Raw genomic sequence first — 22,267 nt, 5'->3', positions numbered from 1 at the left:
GAGGTGGGGGCGGTCAGCGGCCGCGCGCGGCCTCGCGGCGGAGGGCCGGGCCGGCGACCCAGAAGTAGGCGGCGCCGCTATAGATGGTGAGCGCCACGGCGGCCCAGATTAGGGCGTCGCGGACGGCCGTCAGTCCCGGGTAAGCGTCGCCCAGCCAGAGGACGAGCAGGACGGCCGAGATCGAGACGCACTGGAACGTGGTCTTCAGCTTGCCGGCCATCTTCGCGCCGAACGCCTGGCCCTTCCCCTCCAGCAAGCTGCGCAGGGCCTGGATGAGCAGCTCGCGGACGACGATCGTCGCGACCATCCAGGGATGGACGCCGGTGCCGGGGATCGCGGCCAGGTAGATGAAGACGGCGCAGGTGATGACCTTGTCGACGAGGGGGTCGAGCTGCCGCCCCAGCGCGGTGTGCTGGTCGAGCAGGCGGGCGAAGTAGCCGTCGAGCCAGTCGGAGAAGGCCGCGACGACGAACAGGCCGAAGGCCCAGCCGTACCACCCCGCCGAGATCGCCGCGAGGATGACGGCGGTCATCACCAGGCGGGCGACGCTCAGGCTGTTGGGGACGTTCCAGAACCGGCCGGCGGGCCGCGCGGAGGCCTCGGCCGCTTCGTCCGCCTCGGCGGCGGGGGATTGGGTGGCCATCTTCGGACCTCTCCTTACATCCCTTCGAGGATGGTCAGCGACGACCCCGGCCGCTTGCGGGGGCGGGGCCGCGCCCGCCTGCGCCGCGACGGCAGGGCCGACGAGCGGGCGACGAAGTCGTAGCCCTCGGTCGACAGGATCTCGCAGGGGACCACGTCGCCCGGCTGGAGTCCGGGGCCCTGGACGAGCACCACGCCGTCGACGTCCGGCGCGTCGGCGAAGGAGCGGCCGAGCCACAGGCCGTCCCCCCCGGACGGGGCGCGGCCGTCGATCAGGACGTCCAGCTCCCGGCCGATCAGGGTCCGGTTGAACGCCTCGGCGATCGGCCGCTGGATCCGCATGATCTCCTCGCGGCGGGCCTGCTTCACGTCGTCGGGCAGGTGGCCGGGGACCTTGGCGGCCGGGGTGTCGGGCTCCAGCGAGTAGGTGAAGGCCCCCAGGCGCTCGAACTTCCTCTCGGCGACGAAGTCGGCCATCTCGCGGAACTCGGCCTCGGTCTCGCCGGGGAAGCCGACGATGAACGTGGTGCGGAGGACGAGGTTCGGGATGTCCGCGCGCAGCCGGTCCAGGATCGCGACGGTCTCGTCGCGCGTGTGCCGGCGGTTCATGACCTTCAGCATCCGGTCGTTGATGTGCTGCAAGGGCATGTCGAGGTACGGGATGATGCGCTTCGCGCCGGCGATCGCCTCGTACAGCTCGTCGGTGAAGTGGCGCGGGTAGCAATAGAGGATGCGGATCCAGGTCAGCTCCTCGACCTTGTCCAGCTCGCGGAGCAGCTCGGCCAGGCGGGGCTCGCCGTAGAGGTCCATGCCGTAGTAGGTCATGTCCTGGGCGACGAGGACCAGCTCGCGGACGCCGTCGGCGGCCAGCTCGCGGGCCTCCTCGACGACGCGCTCGATCGGCTTGGTGACGTGCTTGCCCCGCATGTAGGGGATCGCGCAGAAGGTGCAGAGCCGGTCGCACCCCTCCGAGACCTTCAGGTACGCCAGGTGCCGGGGGGTGATCCGCAGTCGCGCCCGGTCGTCCTGCGCGTCGACCGGGGCGGGGTTGAACAGCGTGCGCTGCTCGTGGAGGCCGCCGAGGATCCGGTCGGACACCTGGGCGATCTGCTCGCGACCGAAGACGCCGACGACCTGGTCGACCTCCGGGAACTCGTCCAGCAGCACGTCCTTCTGGCGCTCGGCCAGGCAGCCGGCGACGATGACCCCCTTGACTCGGCCGTCGCGCTTGCGGCCGAGCATCTCCTCGATCACCCCGCAGGACTCCTTGCGGGCGGCGTCGATGAACCCGCAGGTGTTCACGATGACCAGGTCGGAGTCCGCCCCCTCGGGCACCAGCGCGTATCCCGACTGCGCCAGCAGGCCGAGCATGCGCTCGGAGTCCACGGTGTTCTTGGAGCAGCCGAGGCTGACGAACGAGACGGTGCCTCGGACTCCGGTCTCGTCCTGGTCGATCTTGCTTTGGGGCGTCATGGGGCTCGCGGGTGTTCGATCCTGGGGCCGGGGCGCGCGGGCGCCGCGTCGGGGCGATCCCCCATTATATCCCCCGACCCCCCGGGCGTCGGCCCCCAATCCCGGAAGATTCCGCCCGCGAGCCCTCAGGGCGTCTCGGCCTTCGGCTTGAGGTGCTCGTCGAACCAGTCGGCGAGGATGGCGTTGTCCTTGACGAGTTCGGGCCAGCCGTGGGACGCGCCGGGCTTGACGACCAGCTTGGCCTCGACCCCGTTCTCCTTGAGCTTCGCGACGATGATCTCGGCCTGCTGGATCGGCACGAGCTTGTCGGCGTCGCCGTGGATGATGAGGGTCGGCGGGTCGTCGGCGGTGACGTGGGTGATCGGGCTGACCTGGCGGCCGATGGCGTCGCGCATCCCCGGGTCGACGGGCCGGTAGACCTTCGAATCCCCGTCGAGCGCCTTGAAGTCGAACGGGGCCTTGAAGCCCTGCAAAACGCCCTCGCCCAGGGCCCGCTCGCCGGGCTTGCCGTAATTGAAGAAGTCGGTCGGCGGGAAGAAGCACGCGACGGCCTGGACGCGGCTGGACGCGCGGTCGACCGGGTCCTTCGCCAGCGGGTTCCCGAGCGCCCCGGCGGTCCCCAGCATCAGCGACAGGTGCCCGCCGGCGGACGCCCCGGTCACGCCGATCCGGTCGGGATCGATCTTGTAATCGGAGGCGTGGTGGCGGACGTACCGCACGGCGCGGTTCACGTCCTCGACGGCCTCGGGGATCGTGAACCGGGGCTGGCTGCCGTGGACGACGGCGAAGACGGTGTAGCCGCGGTCCAGGAACTCGGCCACGTAGCCCGGGTTGATCGCCTCGTGCGCCGAGAACCAGCCGCCGCTGACCATCCAGACGATCGCCGCGCCGTTGGGCTCGCCCTTCGGCGTCAGCACGTCCATCGTCAGGGCCATGCCGTGCTTGCGGCCATAGACGACGTCCTCGGTCCGCGTGTAGTTCGCCGCCTCGTCGGCCGTCGCCGTCGGGCCGACGAGGAGAGCGAGGGGGGCCAGGGCGAGGAGGAACAGGGGCGTCTTTCGGATCATCGCGGGCTCGCTTTCGTGGGTCGCTGGGGTCGGATCACGAGGGTATGGGCAGCGGTCGGATGAGGACGTGGTCGACGCGGTTGGCGTCCATGTCGACGACTTCGAAGTGGAGGCCGAGATCGTCGAACCCCTCGCCCACGCTGGGGATGCGCCCGAGCCGGGTGACGACCAGGCCCCCCAGGGTGTCGAACTCGCCGGGCGGGGGGTCGGGGATCTGGAACAGATCGACCAGTTCGTCGACGGGGAATCGGCCGTCGAGCAGCCAGGAGCCGTCCGGGCGCTGGACGGCGCGGGGGGCGTCGGCCTCGTCGGGCTTCTCGGCGGTCGCCCCCAGGAGCGAGTCGCGTACGTCGTCCAGGCTGACGACGCCGACGACCGAGCCGAACTCGTCGAGGACGACCGCGGCGCCGGCCGGCGAGCGCTGGAGGACTTCCAGGACCTGCGGGCCGCGGGCCGCCTCGTAGATGAAGTCGGGCAGGACGAGGAGGCCCCGGAACCGCGCCGGCTGGCCGTCGGCGCCGCGGGCGAAGAGGTCCTTCATGCGGACCATGCCCAGGAGGTTGTCGAGCGTCTCGTCGCAGACCGGGAGGCTGGCGTGGGGGCTGAGGGCGACCTTGCGGGCGATCTCCTCCGGGGAGTCGTGGACGTCGAGCCAGACGACGCGGTCGCGCGGGGTCATCAGGGCGCGGGCGCGGCGCTCGCAGAAGCGGAACGATCGCAGGAAGATGGCGTGCTTGGTGGCGTCGAACGCGCCGGCCTCCACCCCCTCGCGCATCAGCTCGCGGACCTTGTGCTCGACCCCCGCCACCTTCTCCGGGGGCCGGGCGCCGAGCCGGCGCGCCAGCGCGGAGCCCAGCCGCTGCAGCGAGACGGCCGCCGGGGCCGCGAGCCTGGCCGCCGCGCCGAGCGTCCGGGAGAGCCGCGCGGCGTACCACTCCGGGCGGCCCGCCGCCAGGGCGCGCGGGACGGCCTCGGCCAGCACGGCCGCCGCCGCCGCGACGGCCACCGCCGCGCCCGCCGCCGGCAGCCGGGCGAGCGACCCGTCGTCCACGCCGACCGCCGTCCCCGCGACAACGCCGGCCATCACCACGGCGGCCGTCGCGGCGATCCGGGCCGCGGCCTTGGCCCCCTCGGGGCGGCGGACCAGCTCCAGCGCCCCCCTCGCCCCCGGCTCCCCCCTGGCGGCGCGCTCGCGAAGCCGGCCGGCCTCGGCCTTCTCCAACGCATGGGGGAGCAGCGAGCAGAGTCCGGCAATCGCGAGTAAGGCCAGGACCTCCAGCGCGAGCATCACGATCGACGTCATTCGGCGACCCGGGTCGTTCCCGGGGCGAGTCACGCGGCCATCCGTCGCGGATCGCCGCCGGCCCCGGCGTCGCCGATCATCTTAACCGGTCCCAAGCCCGCCGTCGCTCCCGTCGCGGCGCCGGATTGTCGCCCCGGACGCCCTCCGAGAAAATTCCGAGAAACCTGAAATCCCGCGCATGCCAACGTTGAGCATATGGGGGATCGAGTCGGTCGTTCCTTGACATCCCGGAAGCAGTTGAATCAACGGACGACGGCCCGGCGCGAATCGGCACTGGTGCCGGACGCCCGCGCCGCGACAAATCCACGAGGGTCCCCGGCCCGATGTCCGTCCACCCCCGCGTCGGGAGGAGGCTCCGCGTGTCACGCTCGGCGGGCGAAAACCACTTCGACAACGACGAACGAAGCCAACTCACCCTTCCTTTAAACCAATATTATATAGAATCTTGCATCGAATTCCGTAAGACGCCGGCGCGCGAACGAAGCCAACTTTCAAGGCGCGAGCCGAGCGGGCTGATCGAAAGGCGAGATGGCCGGCGCAACCCATGGAACCGCGCCCGGCGGCGCGTTAGACTTCGAGGCGCGTCGGACGTGAACCGGGTCTCAACACGCGGGGAGTGTCGACCATGCTCCACATCTCCTGCCCGTCGTGCGGCGAACGGGGCAAGATACCGGCCAACCTGGTCGGGGCCCGGATCAAGTGCAAGAAGTGCAACAACGCCTTCCAGGTGACCGACCCCGCCAGGGCCCCGGTCGCGGTGGCCGCCCAGGCCGCGACGGCGACCTTCGAGGGGATCGCCGTCGAGGGACTCGACCCCGCCTCCTGGTCGCTCGCCCCCGATTCCTCCCACGTCGTCCCCACCATGCCCGCGCCCGACGCGACGCATGCCGCGGACTCGGCCCTCGAGCCCGCCCCACCCTCCGGCCCGACCCGGGAATACAAGCTGCTCACCTCGCGCGACAAATTCTTCGAGGGCAAGTTCGAACTCGGCCGCCTGGAGGAGGCCATCAACCACTACGCCCGCCAGGGATGGGCCGCCAAATCCATGTGCCTGCCCCACATCAAGAACTTCCAGGGGGCCATGCAGGAAGAAATCGTCGTCCTCCTGGAGCGATGACGCGGGTCGCGGGGATCGGACGGGACGTGGAATAAAAGCCGACGGCCGACTCCTTGACGATTTTCGACGATCCGTCGATAATTGCCGCATGAGCACGTTGACCCGGAAACAGCGCGAGATCCGCCAGCGCGAGGCGTATCTCCTTGACGTCGCCCGCAAGATGCTGATGGAGCACGGCTTCTCCGGCCTGAGCATGGACCGGCTGGCCGAGGCGACCGAGTATTCCAAGGGGACGGTGTACCAGCACTTCTCGACCAAGGAAGACCTGGTGGCGGCCCTGGCGGTGCAGAGCATCGAGTACCGCCGCGAGCTGTTCGAGCGGGCGTTGACCTTCGACGGGCGGCCGCGAGAGCGGATGTTCGCGATCGGGGTCGCGGACGAGGTCTTCAGCCGGCTGCACCCGCAGTATTACAAGGCCGAGATGGTCATCCGGCTGGCGAACCTCCAGGACCGCGCCGATGTCCAGAGGCGGAAGCTCCTCCAGCAGCGCGACCGCGACTGCGGCGGCTGGGTGCGCGAGATCGTCCAGGCGGCGGTGGCCGCGGGCGACCTGGAGCTGCGAGGCCCGTGGACGCCGGAAGGCCTCGCCTCGGCGATCTTCGCGATCGCCGTCGGGACGCACCTCGGGCTGATCCATTGCGAGCCGCTGTTCGAGGACGGGCCCGCCCTGAGCCCCAGCAGCCTGAAGCGCGAGAGCGTCAGCATGATGCTCGACGGCTTCGGCTGGCGCCCCCTGTACACCGAATGGGACTACGACGCGACGCGCGTCCGGGTGATGGAGAGCATCTTCCCGGACGAATGGGACCGCATCCAGGACGAGGGCTGAGCGTGCCGTCGCAACACACCGTCCATCCACAGTCCGCCCCGACCCGGGGAAGGGAGAACATGCGTACCGAACCCACCCCGGCGACCCGCGGGCCGCGACGCCTATTCCTGCCGACGATCGCGGCGGCCACCGCCGCGCTCTCCGGATGCGCCGCCGAGCCCGTCGAGATGCAGGCCCCCCCCCCGCCGGTCGTGGGGGTCGTGGTGTCCAGGAAGATGGACGTCCCGGTGATCGACGAGCCCAACGGCACCGTGGTCTCGCTGGAGCAGGTCACGCTCCGGGCCCGCGTCCGCGGCTTCATCACCGAGCGCCTCTTCGAGGAAGGGGCGACCGTCAAGAAGGGCGACCTGCTCTACGTCATCGACGAGGAGCCCTACCGCGTGGCGCTGGAGTCGGCCCGCGCGAAGGAGTCCGAGGCCGAGGCCGCCGTGCGTAAGGCCGAGGAGTCCAAGGTGCGGGAGACCTCCGCGGCCAAGCTGGCCCTGGACGTCGCCCAGCTCAACCTCAAGCGGATCGAGGAACGCCGCGCTCGCGTGCTCCTCAGCCGCAACGCCGGCAGCCAGGAGGACCTGGACCGCGCCGAGGCGGACCGCAAGCAGTTCGAGGCCCAGGTAGAGGCCGACCAGGCCGCGTACGAGCAGGCCCAGGCCGACTACGAGATCGGCATCCTCTCGGCCAAGGCCCAGCTCGAGGCGGCCCAGGCGGGCGTCCGCGACGCCGAGCTGAACCTGAGCTACTGCCGCATGACCGCCCCGATCGACGGCCGGATCGGCGTGGCGCTGGTGAAGGTCGGGAACCTCGTCGGGCCGGGGCCGGACGGGGGCTCGTTCACCGACCTGGCCACCATCCAGCAGCTCGACCCGATCGGCGTCGACATCCGCGTCAGCTCGCGCTACCTGAGCCGGGCGACCCAGCTCGTCCAGCAAGACACCCCCGTCGAGCTGACCCGGCCGGGGGCCGAGGGCATCGAGGAGCATCCCCAGAGCGGGCGGCTCTACTTCATCGACAACATGATCGACGAGACGACCTCGACGTTCCTGTCGCGGGCCCGCGTCCCGAACCCGGACGCCGTGCTGCTGCCGGGCGAATACGTCAAGCTGAAGATCGAGGTGGAGCAGCTCGAGGACGTCGTCGTGGTCCCGGCGCAGGCGGTCATGGAGACCGACAGGGGCCCCGTGGTGTACGTCACGGACAAGGACGGCAAGGTCGCGATCCAGTCGGTCAACGCGGGACTGACGACCTACCGCGGGATGCGCGTCCTCTTCGGCGGCCTGGATTCCGGCGTCCCGGTCATCGTGGAGGGGCTCCAGATGATCCGCCCCGGCATGCCCGTCACCGTCCAGCCGGCCACGCTCGCCCGCCCCGTCGAGACCCCCACCAAGGCCGAGCCCGGCCAGGCCGACGAGCCGGCCGCCGGGCCCGCGGCCGGGAAGGAGGCCGAGCCCGCCGCCAAGCCCCAGCCCGCCGAGGCGAAGCCCGACCCGGCCGCCGCGACCGAGGCCGAGACGGCCCCCGAGCCGTGACCCGCCGAAGCCGGTCGATGTCCCACGTCGTCGGAGGCGGCCCCCAACCCACGAGCGCACTCACATCATGGTGAATTTCTTCATAGTCCGGCCGATCTTCGCCACGGTCATCGCGATCCTGATGGTGCTGATCGGCGGCATCTGCGCCTTCCTGCTGCCGATCGCGCAATATCCGCCGATCGCGCCGCCGCAGGTGCAGATCACGACGACCTACACGGGGGCCGACGCGCTGAGCGTCGCCCGGACGGTCACCACGCCGATCGAGCAGCAGGTCAACGGCACGAAGGGGCTGCTGTACTTCAGCTCCGACAGCACGACCAACGGCATCTCGAACATCGTGGCGACGTTCGAGGTCGGCTACGACCAGGACATCGCCGCGGTCGACATCCAGAACAAGGTCCAGACGGCCAACGCCCAGCTCCCGCCGGAGGTGAAGCAGTACGGCGTCACGATCAAGAAGACGTCGACCGACATGGTCTGCGTCGTCAACCTGATCTCGCCGGACGGCCGCTACGACGCCAACTTCCTGGACAACTACGGTCAGATCTTCGTCTCGGACCGCATGAAGCGGATCCCGGGCGTCAGCGACGTCATGTCGTTCGGCCGCAAGTACGCCATGCGGATCTGGCTGGACCCGGACCGCCTGGCGAACATGCGGCTCTCGACCGACGAGGTGATCGCCGCCGTCCGGTCGGAGAACCTCCAGGCCGCGGCCGGCAAGATCGGCGGGGCGCCGGCGCCGGAGGGGCAGATCCGCGAGTTCCCCATCACGGTGAAGGGGCGGCTCTCGAAGGTGGGGGAGTTCGAGGAGATCATCGTCCGCCGCAACGACGACGGGTCGATGGTCCGGCTGAAGGACGTCGCCCGGGTCGAGCTTTCGTCGGAGAACTTCGAGACGGCCGGCTTCCTGGACGGCAAGCCCGCCGGGTCGCTGCCGATCTTCCAGTACGCCGACGCCAACGCGCTGAACATCGTCGAGGCGGTCCGCCACGAGATGGAGCTGCTGAAGAAGGACTTCCCCGAGGGCCTCGACTACGCGATGGCGTACGACACGACCAAGTACGTGGAGGAGAACATCGAGGAGGTCCAGCACACGCTGCTGGAGGCGTTCGGCCTGGTCATGATCGTGGTGTTCGTGTTCCTGCAAGGGGTGCGGGCCACGATCATCCCGATGCTGGCGATCCCGGTGTCGCTGATCGCGACGTTCGCCGCCATGGCCCTGTTCGGCTTCTCGATCAACACGCTGACGCTCTGCGGCCTGGTCCTCGCGATCGGCCTGGTGGTCGACGACGCGATCATCGTTGTGGAGAACGTCGAGAAGTTCCTCCACCGGGGCTACCGGCCGCTGGAGGCCACCCGCGCCGCGATGGCCGAGATCACCACGCCGATCATCACCATCACCCTGGTGCTCGGGGCCGTGTTCGTGCCGATCGCGTTCATGCCAGGCATGACGGGGAAGCTGTACAACCAGTTCGCGATGACGGTGGTCTTCTCGTTCATCTTCTCCGCGATCAACTCGCTGACGCTCAGCCCGGCCATGGCCCGGCTGTTCCTCAAGCCGAAGCACGGCGAGACCAGGTTCCCGCCGTTCCGCTGGTTCAACGCGATGATGCGGTGGATCGAGGAGTCGTACGACTCGGTGCTTATCTTCACGGCGCGGCACTGGTGGACGATCGTGGTCCCGTCGCTCGCCCTGCTGGCGGTGACGGTCGCCATGGTCATGGCCCGGCCCAAGGCGTTCGTGCCGACGGAGGACCTGGGATACCTCCTGGTCGTCATCAACACCCCCGACGGCACCAGCCGCGAGGAGACGTCCAAGGTGGTCCACCAGGTCGCCGAGATCGCGATGGGCCTGGAGGGGATCAAGCACGTCGTCGCGCTCGACGGCCTGAACATCATGAACTCGACGACCCAGAGCAACTCGGGCATCGTGTTCACGCCGCTCCAGCCGTGGTCGGAGCGGCGCAAGCCCGAGCTGCGCGCCGCCGCCCTGAGGGAGAAGCTCCAGGGGATGCTCTTCGCCAACATCCACAACGCGATGCCCCTGGTGATGGAGCCCCCGCCGGTCCGCGGCCTGAGCCAGACCGGCGGCCACGAGATCGTCATCGAGGACCGGGCCGCCAAGGGGGTCGACGCGCTGCAGAGCGTGGTCGACCAGTTCCAGGACGAGGCCCGCAAGCGCCCCGAGCTGGGGAGCGTCTTCACGACGTACACCACCCGGGTGCCGCAGCTCCGCTTCGAGCTGGACCGCGTCAAGGCCCGCCGCCTGGACGTCCCGATCGCCGACGTCTTCGCCACGCTCCAGGTCAACCTGGGCGCCTACTACATCAACGACTTCGACCTGTACGGCAAGGTCTGGCGCGTGCTGATGCAGGCCGAGGGGGAGGCGCGCAACAATCCCGAGGACATCGCCAGCCTCTACGTCATGAACCGCAAGGGCGAGCGCGTCCCGCTCTCCAGCCTGGGGGAGGTCCACTACAGCCTCGGCCCCATCGACGTCCCCCACTACAACCTCTACACCGCCGCCAAGATCACCGGCAACCCCGCCCCCGGCTTCAGCTCCGGCCAGGCGCTCGACGCGATCCGCGAGGTGGCCGAGGCGACGCTGCCTGAGGGCTTCGGCTACGAATGGACCGGGACGACGCTCCAGGAGGTGCAGACCGGCAATCAGGCGATCTACATCTTCTCGCTGTCGATCATCTGCGTCTTCCTGTTCATGGCCGCGCTCTACGAGAGCTGGATCCGGCCGATGGTCATCATCCTGACGGTCCCGCTGGCCATGTTCGGCGCCGTCGTGGGCCTCTGGTGGTATGACATGCCGCTGGACGTCTTCGGCCAGATCGGCCTCGTCATGCTCATCGGCCTGGAGACCAAGAACGCGATCCTGCTGGTCGAGTTCGCGGTCGAGCAGCGCGAGCGGCACGGCAAGAGCATCCTGGACTCGGCCATGATCGCCTCTCGCGAGCGCCTGCGGCCGATCCTCATGACGTCGTTCGCGTTCGTCATGGGCGTCTTGCCGATGGCCCGCGCGACCGGCGCCGGCGCCGCCAGCCGGAACTCGCTGGGCGTGGTGATCGCGGCGGGGATCGCCATCTCCACCGTCCTCGGCCGCTTCGTCATCCCTGTCTACTACGTCCTGGGCGAACGCATCAGCGACTACTTCAAGAAGCTCCGCGGCGCCGACGAAGGCGAGGACGATCACGTCCACGAGGACGAGGCCGGCCGCCTGCCCGACGGCCCGGAGCCGGCCCTCGTCGTCGCCGGCGGCGATGGCGACGGCGATGGCCATGGCAACGGCCATGGCCATGGCAACGGCGACGCCCACCGTCGCGCCCCCGGCGCGACCGCCCACGAGCCCCGCGACTGACCGTCGCGCGGCGGCCCGACCCCGACGCCCCCCCGCGAACCGAGCTTGCCCGAGGATCCCCCCCCTGGTAGTCTCGGCCTCGCGGGGGGGCGTCCGCGCGCCCGAGGATTCCCCGCGCCGGCCGGGCAAGGGAGTGGGACGGAGCGTTGAGCAGCCTACCGATACGCAAGGTCGTCGTCGTCGGCCTCGACGGCCTGGAGCCCTCGATCGTCGACGCCATGCTCGCCCGGGGGGCCCTGCCCAACCTCGCGCGGCTATCCGACGGCCCCGTCGCGCCCCGCGTCGCCACCACGGCCCCCGCCCAGACGCCCGTCGCCTGGTCGACCTTCGCCACCGGCCTGGGCCCCGGCGGCCACGGCGTCTTCGACTTCCTCCGACGCGACCCCGCCACCTACCGCGTCGACAGCGGCCTGAACCGCTACGAGCGGAAATCGGCCCTGCTCCCCCCGAAGGCCGTCAACCAGCGCCAGGGCGAGACGATCTGGGACCTGCTGACCGCCGCCGGCATCCCCTCCACCATCCTCCGCTGCCCTTGTACCTACCCGCCCGACCGCCTCCGCGGGTCGCTGCTCGGCGGCATGGGCGTCCCCGACATGCGCGGCGGCTTCGGCACGTCGACCTACTACACGGCCGCGCCCGGTTCCTCCCCCCGCGAGGCCGAGAACCTGGTCCCGCTGGCCGACGACGGCCGGTCCCCCATCGCCACCCACCTCCTCGGCCCCCGGAGCCCGAAGTCGCCCGAAGGCGCCCGCGTCGACGTGCAACTCGTCCGCGCGGCCGAGCCCGGCTCGCTGACGATCCGGTCCGCCGGCGAGCCCCGCGAGCTGACCATCCGCGAGGGAGAATGGAGCGGCTGGCTCGGGGTGAAGTTCAAGCTCGGCCCGCTCCAGTCGGCCCGAGGCGTCGTCCGGTTCCTGCTGATCCGCCGCGACCCGACGGTCGTCCTGTACGCCTCGCCGATCAACTTCGACCCCGCCGCCCCCCTGTTCCCCATCAGTCACCCCCCCGAGTTCGCCCGCGAGCTGGCCGACGACATCGGCCCCTTCCACACCGCCGGGTTCGTCGAGGACCACAACGGGCTCATCAACGATCGCATCTCCGAGGACCAGTTCCTCGCCCAGTGCGACGACGCCTGGCGCGAGCGCCGGGCGATGATGGAACGCGAGCTGTCCCGGCTCGATTCCGGCCTGTTCTACTGCCTGTTCGACACCCCGGATCGCGTCCAGCACATGCTCTGGCGGCACCGCGAGCCCGACCACCCCGCCAACCGCGGCCGAGACGTCAGCCCCGCGCTCGCCGCGGCGATCGAGGACCAGTACCGTCGCGGCGACGAGGTCGTTGGCCAGGCGCTCGACCACGTCGACGACCGGACCCTCCTTATCGTCCTGAGCGACCACGGCTTCCACGGCTTCCAGCGCCAGTTCCACCTGAACACCTGGCTGCATCGCGAGGGGCTGCTCGCGCTCAAGCCCGGCGTCGCGCCGGGCGAGGCCGCCGGGGACTTCCTCCGGGGGATCGACTGGGACCGCACCAAGGCCTACGCGATGGGCCTCGGCGGCCTGTTCCTCAACCTCCAGGGCCGCGAGGGGCGCGGGATCGTCCCCCCCGACGAGGCCGACGCGCTGCGGCGGTCGATCGCCGATAAGCTGACGGGCCTCCGCGACGACGAGCGCGGGCGGGTCGCGATCCGGTCCGCGCGGCCCCGCGACGAGGTCTATTCCGGCCCGTTCGTCGCGGACGCGCCCGACGTGGTCGTCGACCACGCGCCGGGGCATCGCGCGTCGTGGTCGTCGTCGATGGGGGGCGTCGCCGACGGCCCCCTGCACGAGGACAACGTCAAGGCGTGGTCCGGCGACCACTGCGTCGACCCGTCCGCCGCCCCCGGCGTCCTGTTCATGAACCGGCCGTTCCGCCGCGAGGGGGCCAGCCTGCTCGAGCTGGCGCCGACGATCCTGCAAGCCCTGGGGGTCGATCAGGGCCCGCGAATGGAAGGGAACCCGCTCCGATGAAGATCCTGGTGATCGGCCTGGAAGGCGCCACCCCCGAGATCGTCTTCCAGGACGAGCGGCTGACGACGCTACGCGGCCTGATGGAAGCCGGCTGCCACGGCCTGCTGGAAAGCGTGACTCCGCCGACGCCCGTCCCCGCGTGGATGTGCCTGGCGACCGGCCGCGACCCCGGCGCGCTGGGCGTGCACGGCCTCCGGAACCGCGCCGACCGCTCGTACGCGAACCTCGCCAGCGTCGACTCGGGAACGATTCAGGCGCCGACGATCTGGGACCGGGTCGCGGAGGCCGAAGGTCGCCCGATCCTCGTCGGCGTCCCCCCCGGCCACCCCGCGCGGGCGATCGCGGGCCTGTCGATCGCCTGCTCGCTGACCCCCGCCAACGATCGCGACGCCCTGACGCATCCCGCCGAGTTGGCGGCTCGGATCGAGGCGATGGTCGGCCCCTACCCCACCGACGTCGTCGACTACCGCCAGGCGGATCGCGAGACCTTGCGCGACCGCGTCCTCGACATGAGCCGGAAGCAGTTCGAGGTCGTCCGTCGGCTGATGGCCGAGGAAGCCTGGGACTACCTCCAGTTCGTCGAGGTCGGGCTCGACCGGATCCAGCACGCCTACTGGCGACACCTGGACTCGGACGACCCACGCCACGACCCCGCCGGCCCGTTCGCCGAGGTCATCGGGGACTATTACGTCCATCTCGACGAGGAGATCGCCCGGACGCTGGAACTCGCGGGGGACGACGCCATCGTGCTGATCGCCTCCGTCCACGGCGCCCGCCGCTGCGAGGGGGGGGTCGCCATCAATGAATGGCTGACGCGCGAAGGGCTGTTGAAGCTCGGGTCGCGCCCCGATCACGTCGCGCCGATCGCCAAGCTGGACGTCGACTGGCCCGCCACGACCGCCTGGGCCGAGGGGGGCTACACCGCCCGCGTCCATCTAAACGTGAAGGGCCGCGAGCCCGAGGGCCGCGTCGACCCGGCCGATTACGAGTCCGTCCGGGACGACCTGAAGGCGAGGCTCGAGGCGCTCGCCGGGCCCGACGGCGAGCCGCTCGGCGTCCGCGCGCACAAGCCCGAGGAGATCTACGACGAGGTCCGGGGGATCGCCCCCGACCTGATCGTGGACCTCGGCGAGCAGGCCTGGCGAGCCGTCGGCGGCGTCGGTTATCCGTCGATCCACCTGTCGGCCGAGGAGGTCGGGCCGGACGACTGCAACCCCACCTCGCGCGGAGTCTTCATCCTGGCGGGGTCGCAACTCCCCCCGTTCGGCGAGATCGAGGGGGTCGGCGTCCTGGACATCGCCCCGACCTTGCTGCGGCTGGCCGGGCTCCCCCCCCTGCCCGACGCCGACGGCCGCGACTTCCTGGAAGGGCGCGAGCCGACCGACCCCTCGGACGGCCCGGCGGAGATGGACGACGACGAGCTGGTGCGAGACCGCCTGAGGGGCCTCGGCTACATCGGCTGACGCTCCCCGGACGACGGCGGGCGGAGAGGTCGCGCGGGTCCAACAACGGAAACTTCGCTCAAGCCTCGGATTCGGCTTGACCGAAGAATCCGTCACGGTCCCATCGGACGAAAGCTCCTGGCAAGGACCGCGGCGGACGGAGTGTCGCCTTCGGCCCGGAGGGGAGCCATGTACAAGCGACTGATTTTCAGCCTGGCGATGCTGCCGGTCTGTCTCGCGTCGGAAACCTTCGCCCAGGACGGGGTGTCATTCGCCGACCTGACGCCAGAGGAACCGGCCTCGCGTCCCTACGCGGACGGCCGGGGCCTTGAGGCGGAGTCGTTGCCGGGCGAGCTGGCCGAGGACCTACCCGGCGCGCCCCAGGAATTCCGAATGGGGCCGACGCCAGTCTCCCAGGTCGGCATCCTGAAGCGACTCCTCGGGCTCGACGAGTTCCTCAGCTCGCGGGGGATGAGGACTTTCGGCTGGGTCGAAGGCGGGTTCACCGGCTCCTCGTCGGGCTCGGGCCTGCTCAGCGTGGCGCCTCGACAGAACCGGTTCGGCAATGAGTATCTGCTGAACCAGATCGGCCTGGTGCTCCAGAAGCCGCTGGAACAAGACCGTTTCAACATCGGCTTCAACGTCCGCTACTTCGCGGGCGCGGACGCCGCGGTGGGGCAGCCGAAGGGGGGGATCGGGAGCACCGTCTCCAGCGAGCATTTCAGCCACGACTTCCGCGACCTCTACCTCTCCGCCCACCTGCCCGTGCTGACCGAGGGGGGCGTCGATTTCAAGATCGGCCGCATGAACACCATCATCGGCTATAATGGGTTCCTCGCGCCTTATCGGCCGTTCTACTCCAGCGACTACCAGTTCTGGTATCTCCAGGACGGCGCGTTCACCGGCTTCCTCGCGAACCTGCACGTCAACGACCGACTCGACGTCTCCAGCGGCATGACGTTGGGCGCGAACACCTTCTTCGTGACCAGGAGCGCCCGGTCATACTGCTACATCGGCCAGGCCAATTACTGGCTCACGGACGAGCGGCGCACCCGACTGACGGGCTCGGTCTACCTGGGGCGCGACGCCCTCTTCTCGGCGCCGGGCATGAACGGGACCTTCGACTCGATGGTGGAGCTGAGGGTCCAGCAGAACTGGACCGAGCGGTTCACCCAGATCGTCCAGTGCAACATGGGCTGGGACGCCAACACCCCGCGCGGCGACAGCGGGGCCTACGGCATCTACACGATCGGGCTGTTCCACCTGACCCCGACCTTCGATTTCCTCGCTCGCGGCGAATGGTTCCAGGACTCCCACGGGACGCGGACGGGATTCGCCGCGGATTACTCGGAGGTTACGGTCGGCGTGAACTGGCATCCGTGGAAGTGGCTGGAAATCCGCCCCGAGGTCCGGGGCGACTTCGCGAGCGCCCCGGCCTTCGGCGGCGGGACCGACGGCGGCCACTACAGCCAGTTGACCAGCGTCATCAGCACGCTCGTCAAATTCTAGCAACCGGATGCCGCCGGGCGGTCACGGCTCGCCCGGCGGCATGGAGAACCAGTGGTTCGAGCTGAGTTCCGTCGAGTCGAGGAGCCACGGCGGCGCCCCGGGGCCCCCCGTCCAGGAGCCGGCGATCGCCAGCGAGGCCCGGACCAGGGCCGTCGTGACCTCGGCGGGGGGGCCGCACCATCGCAGGCAGGTGACGCCGGTGTCCATCGGCAGCAGCGCGGCGCGTACGCCGGGCGCCTCGAAGGCGAGGCCCTCCGGCACGGGCCCGGCGACGACCAGGCTCCCCGCGGCCAGCTCGCCGCCGAAGTTCCAGTCGGTCCGGCCTTCGTCCCACGGGCCGTCCCAGCGGAACCGCTCGCGGTAGACGAGCCGGCCCTCGCGGCGGACCTCGAAGTCCTGGACGATCCGTTCGAAGGCGAATCGCTCGGACAGCTCGCCCCGGGCGTATCGGCCCGCGTGCCAGATGTCGCCCCAGACGAGCCGCGCGCCCGCCGCCAGGTCGGCCCGGCCGCGCTGGTAGTAGCGGCTGCCGGCGTAGGGGATCAGCGGGCCGGGGAGCACCACCAGGAAGGCGTCGTCCTCGACGTCGGCGGACCACTGCTGGGTGGCGAAGCTCCCCCGGGCCGGGTGGACGCGCGCCGCCGCCTGGCCGGTCACGACCGCGCGCGTGCCGCGCCGGGCGCGGAGCTGGACGAGGTGCGCGTCGCCGTCGAGCAGGCCGGCGGTCAGGGTGATCAGGTACAGCAGCGACGCCGGCTCGCCTTCGAGGGGAAACGGCGGCATCAGTCGCAGGGGGATCTGCTGATAGCATCGCCCCAGGCGGGTGCGCCCTCGATCGGCCGTCAGCTCGATCCGCGCCCCGCCGACCCGCGCGGCCTCGTGCCCGGCCCGGCGGCAGTCGGCGAACTCGGGGGGGGTGGCGATCTCCTCGCGCGTGATCCGGGATGAACTCGCCGCGGCTCCGCCGGCGGCGGTGGGGGGACCGTCGATCGTCGTCGCCATCAGGACCCCTTCGCGGCGGGGGGGAGCTGCCGGCGCACCCACTCGACAACCTCGCGCACCCCCTCGTCGTGGCGGATGCTGATCATCTGGAACGGGCGTTCGCCGCGCATCTTCAGGCTGTCCCGGCGCATGACCTCCAGGTCGGCCCCGACGTGGGGAGCCAGGTCCGTCTTGTTGATGACGAGCAGGTCGCTGTTGCAGATGCCCGGCCCCCCCTTGCGGGGGATCTTGTCCCCCTCGGCGACGTCGATCACGAAGATGAAGCGGTCGGCCAGCTCGCGCGAGAAGACGGCGGTGAGGTTGTCCCCCCCGGACTCGACGATGACCAGCTCCAGGTCGGGGAACTGGCGCTGGAAGTTGCCGACGGCGCTCAGGTTGGCGCTGGCGTCGTCGCGGATGGCGGTGTGCGGGCAGCCGCCGGTCTGGACGCCGGTGATCCGCTCCAGCGGCAGGACGCCGCTGCGCGAGAGGAACTCGGCGTCCTCGTGGGTGTAGATGTCGTTGGTGATGACGGCGAGGTTGATCTCGGGCCAGAGGGCCTTGCACAGGGCCTCGACCAGGGCCGTCTTGCCCGAGCCGACGGGCCCGGCCACGCCGAGCGTGAAGACGCGCCGGGTCGGCCCCGCGTAGCGGGCCGGGCCGAAGCGGCCCATGTGGTCGGCGCCGGGGTCGCCGTGGGAGAAGGAGGCGGGGCCGGGCCGTCGCCGGCGGGTGGAGCGGGGGGACGCCAGCGGATTCCACGCCCCCTCAGGATCGGAACATGCGGGCGTAGAGTCGAGTCTGTTCATCGCAGAGGATCTCGTGGGAAGGCGAGCCGGAGCCGGCCGTTTCGGGCTCTCGGTGTCGGATGTCTTCGATCAGGCTTCGAAGCTCGTCGTGGATGTAGGCCAGCACCTGCTGGCCGTGGGTGTGGCCGACGGGGATGGCGCGGACGCCGGCGCCGATCATGCCGAGGGCCGCCTGGTGGAGGTAGGCGGCGAGCACCTCCTCCGGCGTCCCTCCCGAGATGGCGCCGAGGACCCCGAACGCGACGGGGTGATGCCACCCCGCCTCGTGCGCGTCCCCGGTCGCGAGCCCGAGGGACCGCAGGGGCCCCGCCGACCACGACCAGGTCGCCCCCAGCGCCAGGAGCTGCCCCCCCATCTCGCGGCTGGCGCGCCGCGTCGAGGGGGGGGCGATCGTGGCCTCGACGACCTCGTTCAGGCGCGCCAACTCCCCGACGTCGGCGGCGCCCGTCGCGCGGCGGGCCGCGACGACGAGCGTCCCCTCGAACGGGCCGAGGGATTCGCGGAGCCAGTGGAGGGTCCACCGCTCCAGCGTCTCCGGGTCGTGGACCGAGCCCCGCGCGATCGCGGCTTCCAGGCCCCACGAGTGGGTGTAGCCGCTGATCGGCAGCGCGGAGTCGGCGAGTTGGAGCAGCCCGAGGTTCATGGCGGCGGGGTCCGTCGGTCAGAACAGGAAGTAACGCTGGGTCATCGGCAGTTCGGCCAGGGGCTCGCTGCCGACCTTCTCGCCGTCGACGAAGACCTCGTAGGTCTCGGGGTCGACGCGGATCTCCGGGGTGGCCTCGTTGCGCTTCATGTCCTTCTTGCCGACGGAGCGGCAGCCCTCGACCGGCTCCACCTCGCGCTGGAGGCCGTAGCGGTCGACGATCCCGTCCTCGAGCGACGCCCGGGAGACGAAGGTGATGCAGGACTTCGACAGCGCCCGGCCGTAGGCGGCGAACTGGGGCCGCATGTGGACCGGCTGCGGCGTGGGGATGCTGGCGTTGGCGTCCCCCATCTGCGCCGCGAGGATCATCCCCCCCTTGATGATCAGCGACGGCTTGACGCCGAAGTTGGCCGGCTCGTACATCACCAGGTCCGCCAGCTTCCCCGGCTCGATCGAGCCGACGTGCTCCGCGATCCCGTGGGTGATGGCCGGGTTGATCGTGTACTTGGCGACGTACCGCTTGACCCGCTCGTTGTCGTTGCGGGCGGTGTCCCCTTGCAGGGCGCCGAACTGAACCTTCATCTTGTGCGCGGTCTGCCAGGTCCGCACGACGACCTCGCCGACGCGCCCCATCGCCTGGGAGTCGGAGCTCATCATGCTGATGATGCCGCGGTCGTGGAAGACGTCCTCGGCGCCGATGGTCTCGGCCCGGATGCGGCTCTCGGCGAACGCAACGTCCTCGGGGATCTTCCGCGACAGGTGATGGCAGACCATCAGCATGTCGAGGTGTTCGTCGATCGTGTTGACGGTGAAGGGCCGGGTCGGATTCGTGCTCGACGGGAGCACGTTGGGCAGCGCGGCGATCGCGATGATGTCCGGCGCGTGGCCGCCGCCGGCGCCCTCGGTGTGGAAGGTGTGGATGGCCCGCCCCTTGATGGCGGCCACGGTGTCGGCCAGGAAGCCGGACTCGTTGAGCGTGTCGGTGTGGATGGCGATCTGGACGTCGTACTCGTCGGCGACCGTCAGCGCGGTGTCGATGACCGCCGGCGTGGTCCCCCAGTCCTCGTGCAGCTTCAGCCCGCAGGCGCCGGCGCGGACCTGGGCCGCCAGGGGCTTGGGCAGGCTGCCGTTCCCCTTGCCGAAGAAGCCGACGTTGACGGGCAGGCCTTCCATCGCCTGGAGCATCCGCTCGATGTACCACGGCCCGGGCGTGCAGGTGGTGGCCCAGGTCCCGGTGGCCGACCCGGTGCCGCCCCCCAGCATGGTCGTGATGCCCGAGGCGATCGCCACCTCCACCTGCTGCGGGCAGATGAAGTGGATATGGCTGTCGATGGCGCCCGCGGTGACGATCTTCCCCTCGCCGGCGATCACCTCGGTCTCCGGCCCGATGACCAGCCGGGGGTCGACGCTGTTCTGGATCAGCGGGTTGCCCGACCGGCCCACGGCCACGATGCGGCCGTCGCGGATGCCGATGTCCCCCTTGACGATGCCCCAGTAGTCGATGACCACGGCGTTGGTGATGACCAGGTCGCAGTGGGGCGGGCCCATCCGCTCCTCGAGCGGGCTCTGGCTCTGGCCGTCCCGGATCGACTTGCCGCCGCCGAAGATGGACTCCTCGCCGTACTCCGTGTGGTCCTTCTCGATCTCGATGATCAGCTCGGAGTCGGCCAGGCGGATGCGGTCGCCCGTCGTCGGGCCGTACTTGTGCGCGTACGCGAGGCGGGAGATCTTGATGCTCATGCGCGGTTCCCTCGGCTCTGGGGGGAAGACGGGGCGGACTCCGAGGGCTCGTCGCCGAAGCCCTGCTCGCGGCAGCGCCGCAGGCTGATGTCGCGGATGTACGGGTCGTCGAGCGAGCCGTTGACCAGGGCGTTGAAGCCGTAGACGGCCCGATGGCCGGCGTACGGGATCAGGGAGACCTCCTTGACCTCCCCCGGCTCGAACCGGACGGCCGTGCCGCTGGGGAGGTCGAGCCTCATGCCGTAGGTCTTCTCGCGGTCGAAGACCAGCGCGCGGTTGACCTCGAAGAAGTGGTAGTGGGCCCCGATCTGGACGGGCCGGTCCCCGGTGTTGTTCACCCGCAGGACCACCCGGTCCCGCCCGGGATTCAGCTCCAGATCCTCGCCGTCGATGAAGTACTCGCCCGGTATCATGCGTCGCTCCTGGCGGTGGTGGGGGAGGCCCGCGATCCTCAGCGGATCGGCTCGTGGACGGTGACCAGCTTGCTACCGTCCTTGAACGTCGGCTCGACCTGGATCATGTGGATCATCTCCGGCACGCCGACCATCACGTCGTCGCGCGTGAGGATCTCGCGGCCCGCCTCCATGATCTCGTCGACCGACTTGCCGTCGCGGGCCATCTCCATCAACTCGGCGGTGATGAGCGCCGTCGCCTCCGGGAAGTTCAATTTGAGGCCGCGCGCCCTGCGGTCCCTCGCCACCTGCGCGGCGACGTAGATCAGCAGCTTGTCTCGTTCCTGGGGCGATAGATTCATGAGAGACTTTCCTCGGGAAATGGGTGGATACAAAACGCCGCCGGCCGCGCCGGCTCAGCCGGCGGGCGACGGCTCGCCCGGGTCGGGCGCCGGAGCCTCGCGGAGGAGGCGGCCGTCGAGCCAGGCCAGCAGGAGGACCAGCCACGTCGCGAGCACGAACGGCGCTGTCAGGGCGGGCAAGCCCGCCCGCGGTGCCAGCTCGGTGATCGGGGTCGAGAGCAGCGCGCCCAGCAGGGGCGGGATCAGCGACCCTCGCCAGAGGTAGAGCGCCAGCGCGGCGAGTGTCGCGTTGTAGCTGTAGAGGCCCAGGGCGATGTTCTCGGTCAGGAAGCGGCCGACCAGTCGCTCGGGGTCGAGGGCGCGCTGGGCGGGAGTGACGTGATAGTTCGCCGCCGCCACCCCGATCGCCGAGGCCGCGACGACCAACGCCGCGTGCCGCGGGTTCGCCAGGGTGATGCCCGCGACGAAGAGCGCAGCCGTGAGGACGTTCGCCTGGAACATCACCTGGCCGACGCCGTTGGCGACTCCCGGCAGCGAACTGGTCTCGGCGTACGGCTCCCCCGCCGGGACCCAGGAGGCGCCGAGGGCCGGGCCGATCAGCCAGAGGGCCCAGGTGGTGACGATGAACGGCGTCGTGTAGGTGGGGAACGGCAGCGCCGATCGCATGAGCCGCGTGAGGAAGGTCGCCGCGACGGCGCCCGCGACCATCAGCGCGACGCTCGCCGGGCCGGGCCGGAAGAAGAAGAACGTCGCGACGCCGACGAGCGTGGCGTTGAATCCGAAGATGCCCTCCGCCGCCTCGTCGGCGTCGAACCTCGCCAGCCGCGCGACGGCCGTGCCGATCGCCGCGCCGGCCGCGCCGCCGATCGCCATGATCGGGGAGTTGGCCGCGATCCCCAACAGGAAGCAGGCGCCCGTCAGGGCGTTCCCCTGGAAGAAGACCTGGCCGACGCCACGCAGCGCGTCGCGCGGCGGCGGGGGGATGTTGGCCTCTGCCGTCGCCAGTCGTCTCCATGGGGCCGCGGGACCACTGGCGGGGTCGGATGTCGATGTGTTCGTCAT

18 protein-coding genes are annotated in these 22,267 nt (G+C 70.5%); 7 read left to right on the top strand and 11 right to left on the bottom strand.

Features of this window, described 5'->3' with window-relative positions:
* Nucleotides 1-13: 13 nt before the first annotated feature.
* From pgsA to WG209_RS05455, 4 genes are all read right to left on the bottom strand, one after another.
* Nucleotides 14-643, bottom strand: a complete 630-nt coding sequence (pgsA, locus tag WG209_RS05470) for a CDP-diacylglycerol--glycerol-3-phosphate 3-phosphatidyltransferase (protein ID WP_337174004.1) — start codon at nt 641-643, stop codon at nt 14-16.
* A gap of 14 nt (nt 644-657) precedes the next feature.
* Nucleotides 658-2,115 carry a 30S ribosomal protein S12 methylthiotransferase RimO gene (gene rimO, locus WG209_RS05465; protein WP_337174003.1) on the bottom strand — a complete coding sequence of 486 codons (1,458 nt, stop codon included), beginning with the start codon at nt 2,113-2,115 and terminating at the stop codon, nt 658-660.
* Between the two features lie 125 nt (nt 2,116-2,240).
* Nucleotides 2,241-3,182 (bottom strand): alpha/beta hydrolase, encoded by a 942-nt coding sequence (locus tag WG209_RS05460; protein WP_337174002.1) that lies wholly within the window; start codon nt 3,180-3,182, stop codon nt 2,241-2,243.
* A gap of 34 nt (nt 3,183-3,216) precedes the next feature.
* Nucleotides 3,217-4,485, bottom strand: coding sequence for a hemolysin family protein (locus tag WG209_RS05455; RefSeq protein ID WP_337174001.1), 1,269 nt, complete (start codon nt 4,483-4,485; stop codon nt 3,217-3,219).
* A 625-nt stretch (nt 4,486-5,110) separates the two neighbouring features.
* Here WG209_RS05455 and WG209_RS05450 point away from each other — a divergent pair.
* The 7 genes from WG209_RS05450 (at nt 5,111) to WG209_RS05420 (ending at nt 16,278) form a co-directional block, all read left to right on the top strand.
* Nucleotides 5,111-5,602: a DUF4177 domain-containing protein gene (locus WG209_RS05450; RefSeq protein WP_337174000.1), complete on the top strand. Its 492-nt coding sequence runs from the start codon at nt 5,111-5,113 to the stop codon at nt 5,600-5,602.
* Nucleotides 5,603-5,690: 88 nt separating this feature from the next.
* The gene (locus WG209_RS05445; protein WP_337173999.1) at nt 5,691-6,428 is read left to right on the top strand and encodes a TetR/AcrR family transcriptional regulator; all 738 of its coding nucleotides are present in this window, start codon (nt 5,691-5,693) and stop codon (nt 6,426-6,428) included.
* Between the two features lie 59 nt (nt 6,429-6,487).
* Nucleotides 6,488-7,951 (top strand): efflux RND transporter periplasmic adaptor subunit, encoded by a 1,464-nt coding sequence (locus WG209_RS05440; RefSeq protein WP_337173998.1) that lies wholly within the window; start codon nt 6,488-6,490, stop codon nt 7,949-7,951.
* A gap of 67 nt (nt 7,952-8,018) precedes the next feature.
* The gene (locus WG209_RS05435; protein WP_337173997.1) at nt 8,019-11,318 is read left to right on the top strand and encodes a multidrug efflux RND transporter permease subunit; all 3,300 of its coding nucleotides are present in this window, start codon (nt 8,019-8,021) and stop codon (nt 11,316-11,318) included.
* Between the two features lie 146 nt (nt 11,319-11,464).
* Nucleotides 11,465-13,327 carry an alkaline phosphatase family protein gene (locus WG209_RS05430; protein WP_337173996.1) on the top strand — a complete coding sequence of 621 codons (1,863 nt, stop codon included), beginning with the start codon at nt 11,465-11,467 and terminating at the stop codon, nt 13,325-13,327.
* Complete coding sequence (locus WG209_RS05425; RefSeq protein ID WP_337173995.1) at nt 13,324-14,790, top strand: alkaline phosphatase family protein; 1,467 nt, start codon at nt 13,324-13,326, stop codon at nt 14,788-14,790. The genes WG209_RS05430 and WG209_RS05425 overlap by 4 nt, the downstream gene beginning before the upstream one ends.
* Before the next feature lie 168 nt (nt 14,791-14,958).
* The gene (locus tag WG209_RS05420) at nt 14,959-16,278 is read left to right on the top strand and encodes an outer membrane beta-barrel protein (protein ID WP_337173994.1); all 1,320 of its coding nucleotides are present in this window, start codon (nt 14,959-14,961) and stop codon (nt 16,276-16,278) included.
* A 21-nt stretch (nt 16,279-16,299) separates the two neighbouring features.
* On the opposite strand, the gene WG209_RS05415 is transcribed toward WG209_RS05420, so the two are convergent.
* From WG209_RS05415 to WG209_RS05385, 7 genes are read right to left on the bottom strand one after another with little or no spacing between them, the layout of a single operon-like run.
* The gene (locus WG209_RS05415) at nt 16,300-17,280 is read right to left on the bottom strand and encodes an urease accessory protein UreD (RefSeq protein WP_337173993.1); all 981 of its coding nucleotides are present in this window, start codon (nt 17,278-17,280) and stop codon (nt 16,300-16,302) included.
* A complete protein-coding gene (gene ureG, locus WG209_RS05410) occupies nt 17,280-18,068 on the bottom strand; it encodes an urease accessory protein UreG (RefSeq protein ID WP_337173992.1) in 789 nt (262 codons plus the stop codon). Before ureG ends, WG209_RS05415 begins: the two co-directional genes overlap by 1 nt.
* Nucleotides 18,028-18,711 (bottom strand): urease accessory UreF family protein, encoded by a 684-nt coding sequence (locus WG209_RS05405; RefSeq protein WP_337173991.1) that lies wholly within the window; start codon nt 18,709-18,711, stop codon nt 18,028-18,030. The genes ureG and WG209_RS05405 overlap by 41 nt, the downstream gene beginning before the upstream one ends.
* 18 nt (nt 18,712-18,729) lie before the next feature.
* On the bottom strand, nt 18,730-20,451 hold the full coding sequence (ureC, locus tag WG209_RS05400) for an urease subunit alpha (protein WP_337173990.1): 1,722 nt from the start codon (nt 20,449-20,451) through the stop codon (nt 18,730-18,732).
* A complete protein-coding gene (gene ureB, locus WG209_RS05395) occupies nt 20,448-20,864 on the bottom strand; it encodes an urease subunit beta (RefSeq protein WP_337173989.1) in 417 nt (138 codons plus the stop codon). The genes ureC and ureB overlap by 4 nt, the downstream gene beginning before the upstream one ends.
* A gap of 38 nt (nt 20,865-20,902) precedes the next feature.
* Complete coding sequence (locus tag WG209_RS05390) at nt 20,903-21,205, bottom strand: urease subunit gamma (RefSeq protein ID WP_337173988.1); 303 nt, start codon at nt 21,203-21,205, stop codon at nt 20,903-20,905.
* A 54-nt stretch (nt 21,206-21,259) separates the two neighbouring features.
* The gene (locus WG209_RS05385) at nt 21,260-22,267 is read right to left on the bottom strand and encodes an urea transporter (RefSeq protein WP_337173987.1); all 1,008 of its coding nucleotides are present in this window, start codon (nt 22,265-22,267) and stop codon (nt 21,260-21,262) included.

Source organism: Paludisphaera sp. (assembly GCF_037189885.1).
Lineage (GTDB): Bacteria > Planctomycetota > Planctomycetia > Isosphaerales > Isosphaeraceae > Paludisphaera.
This window is presented reverse-complemented; position numbering and strand designations above follow the sequence as displayed.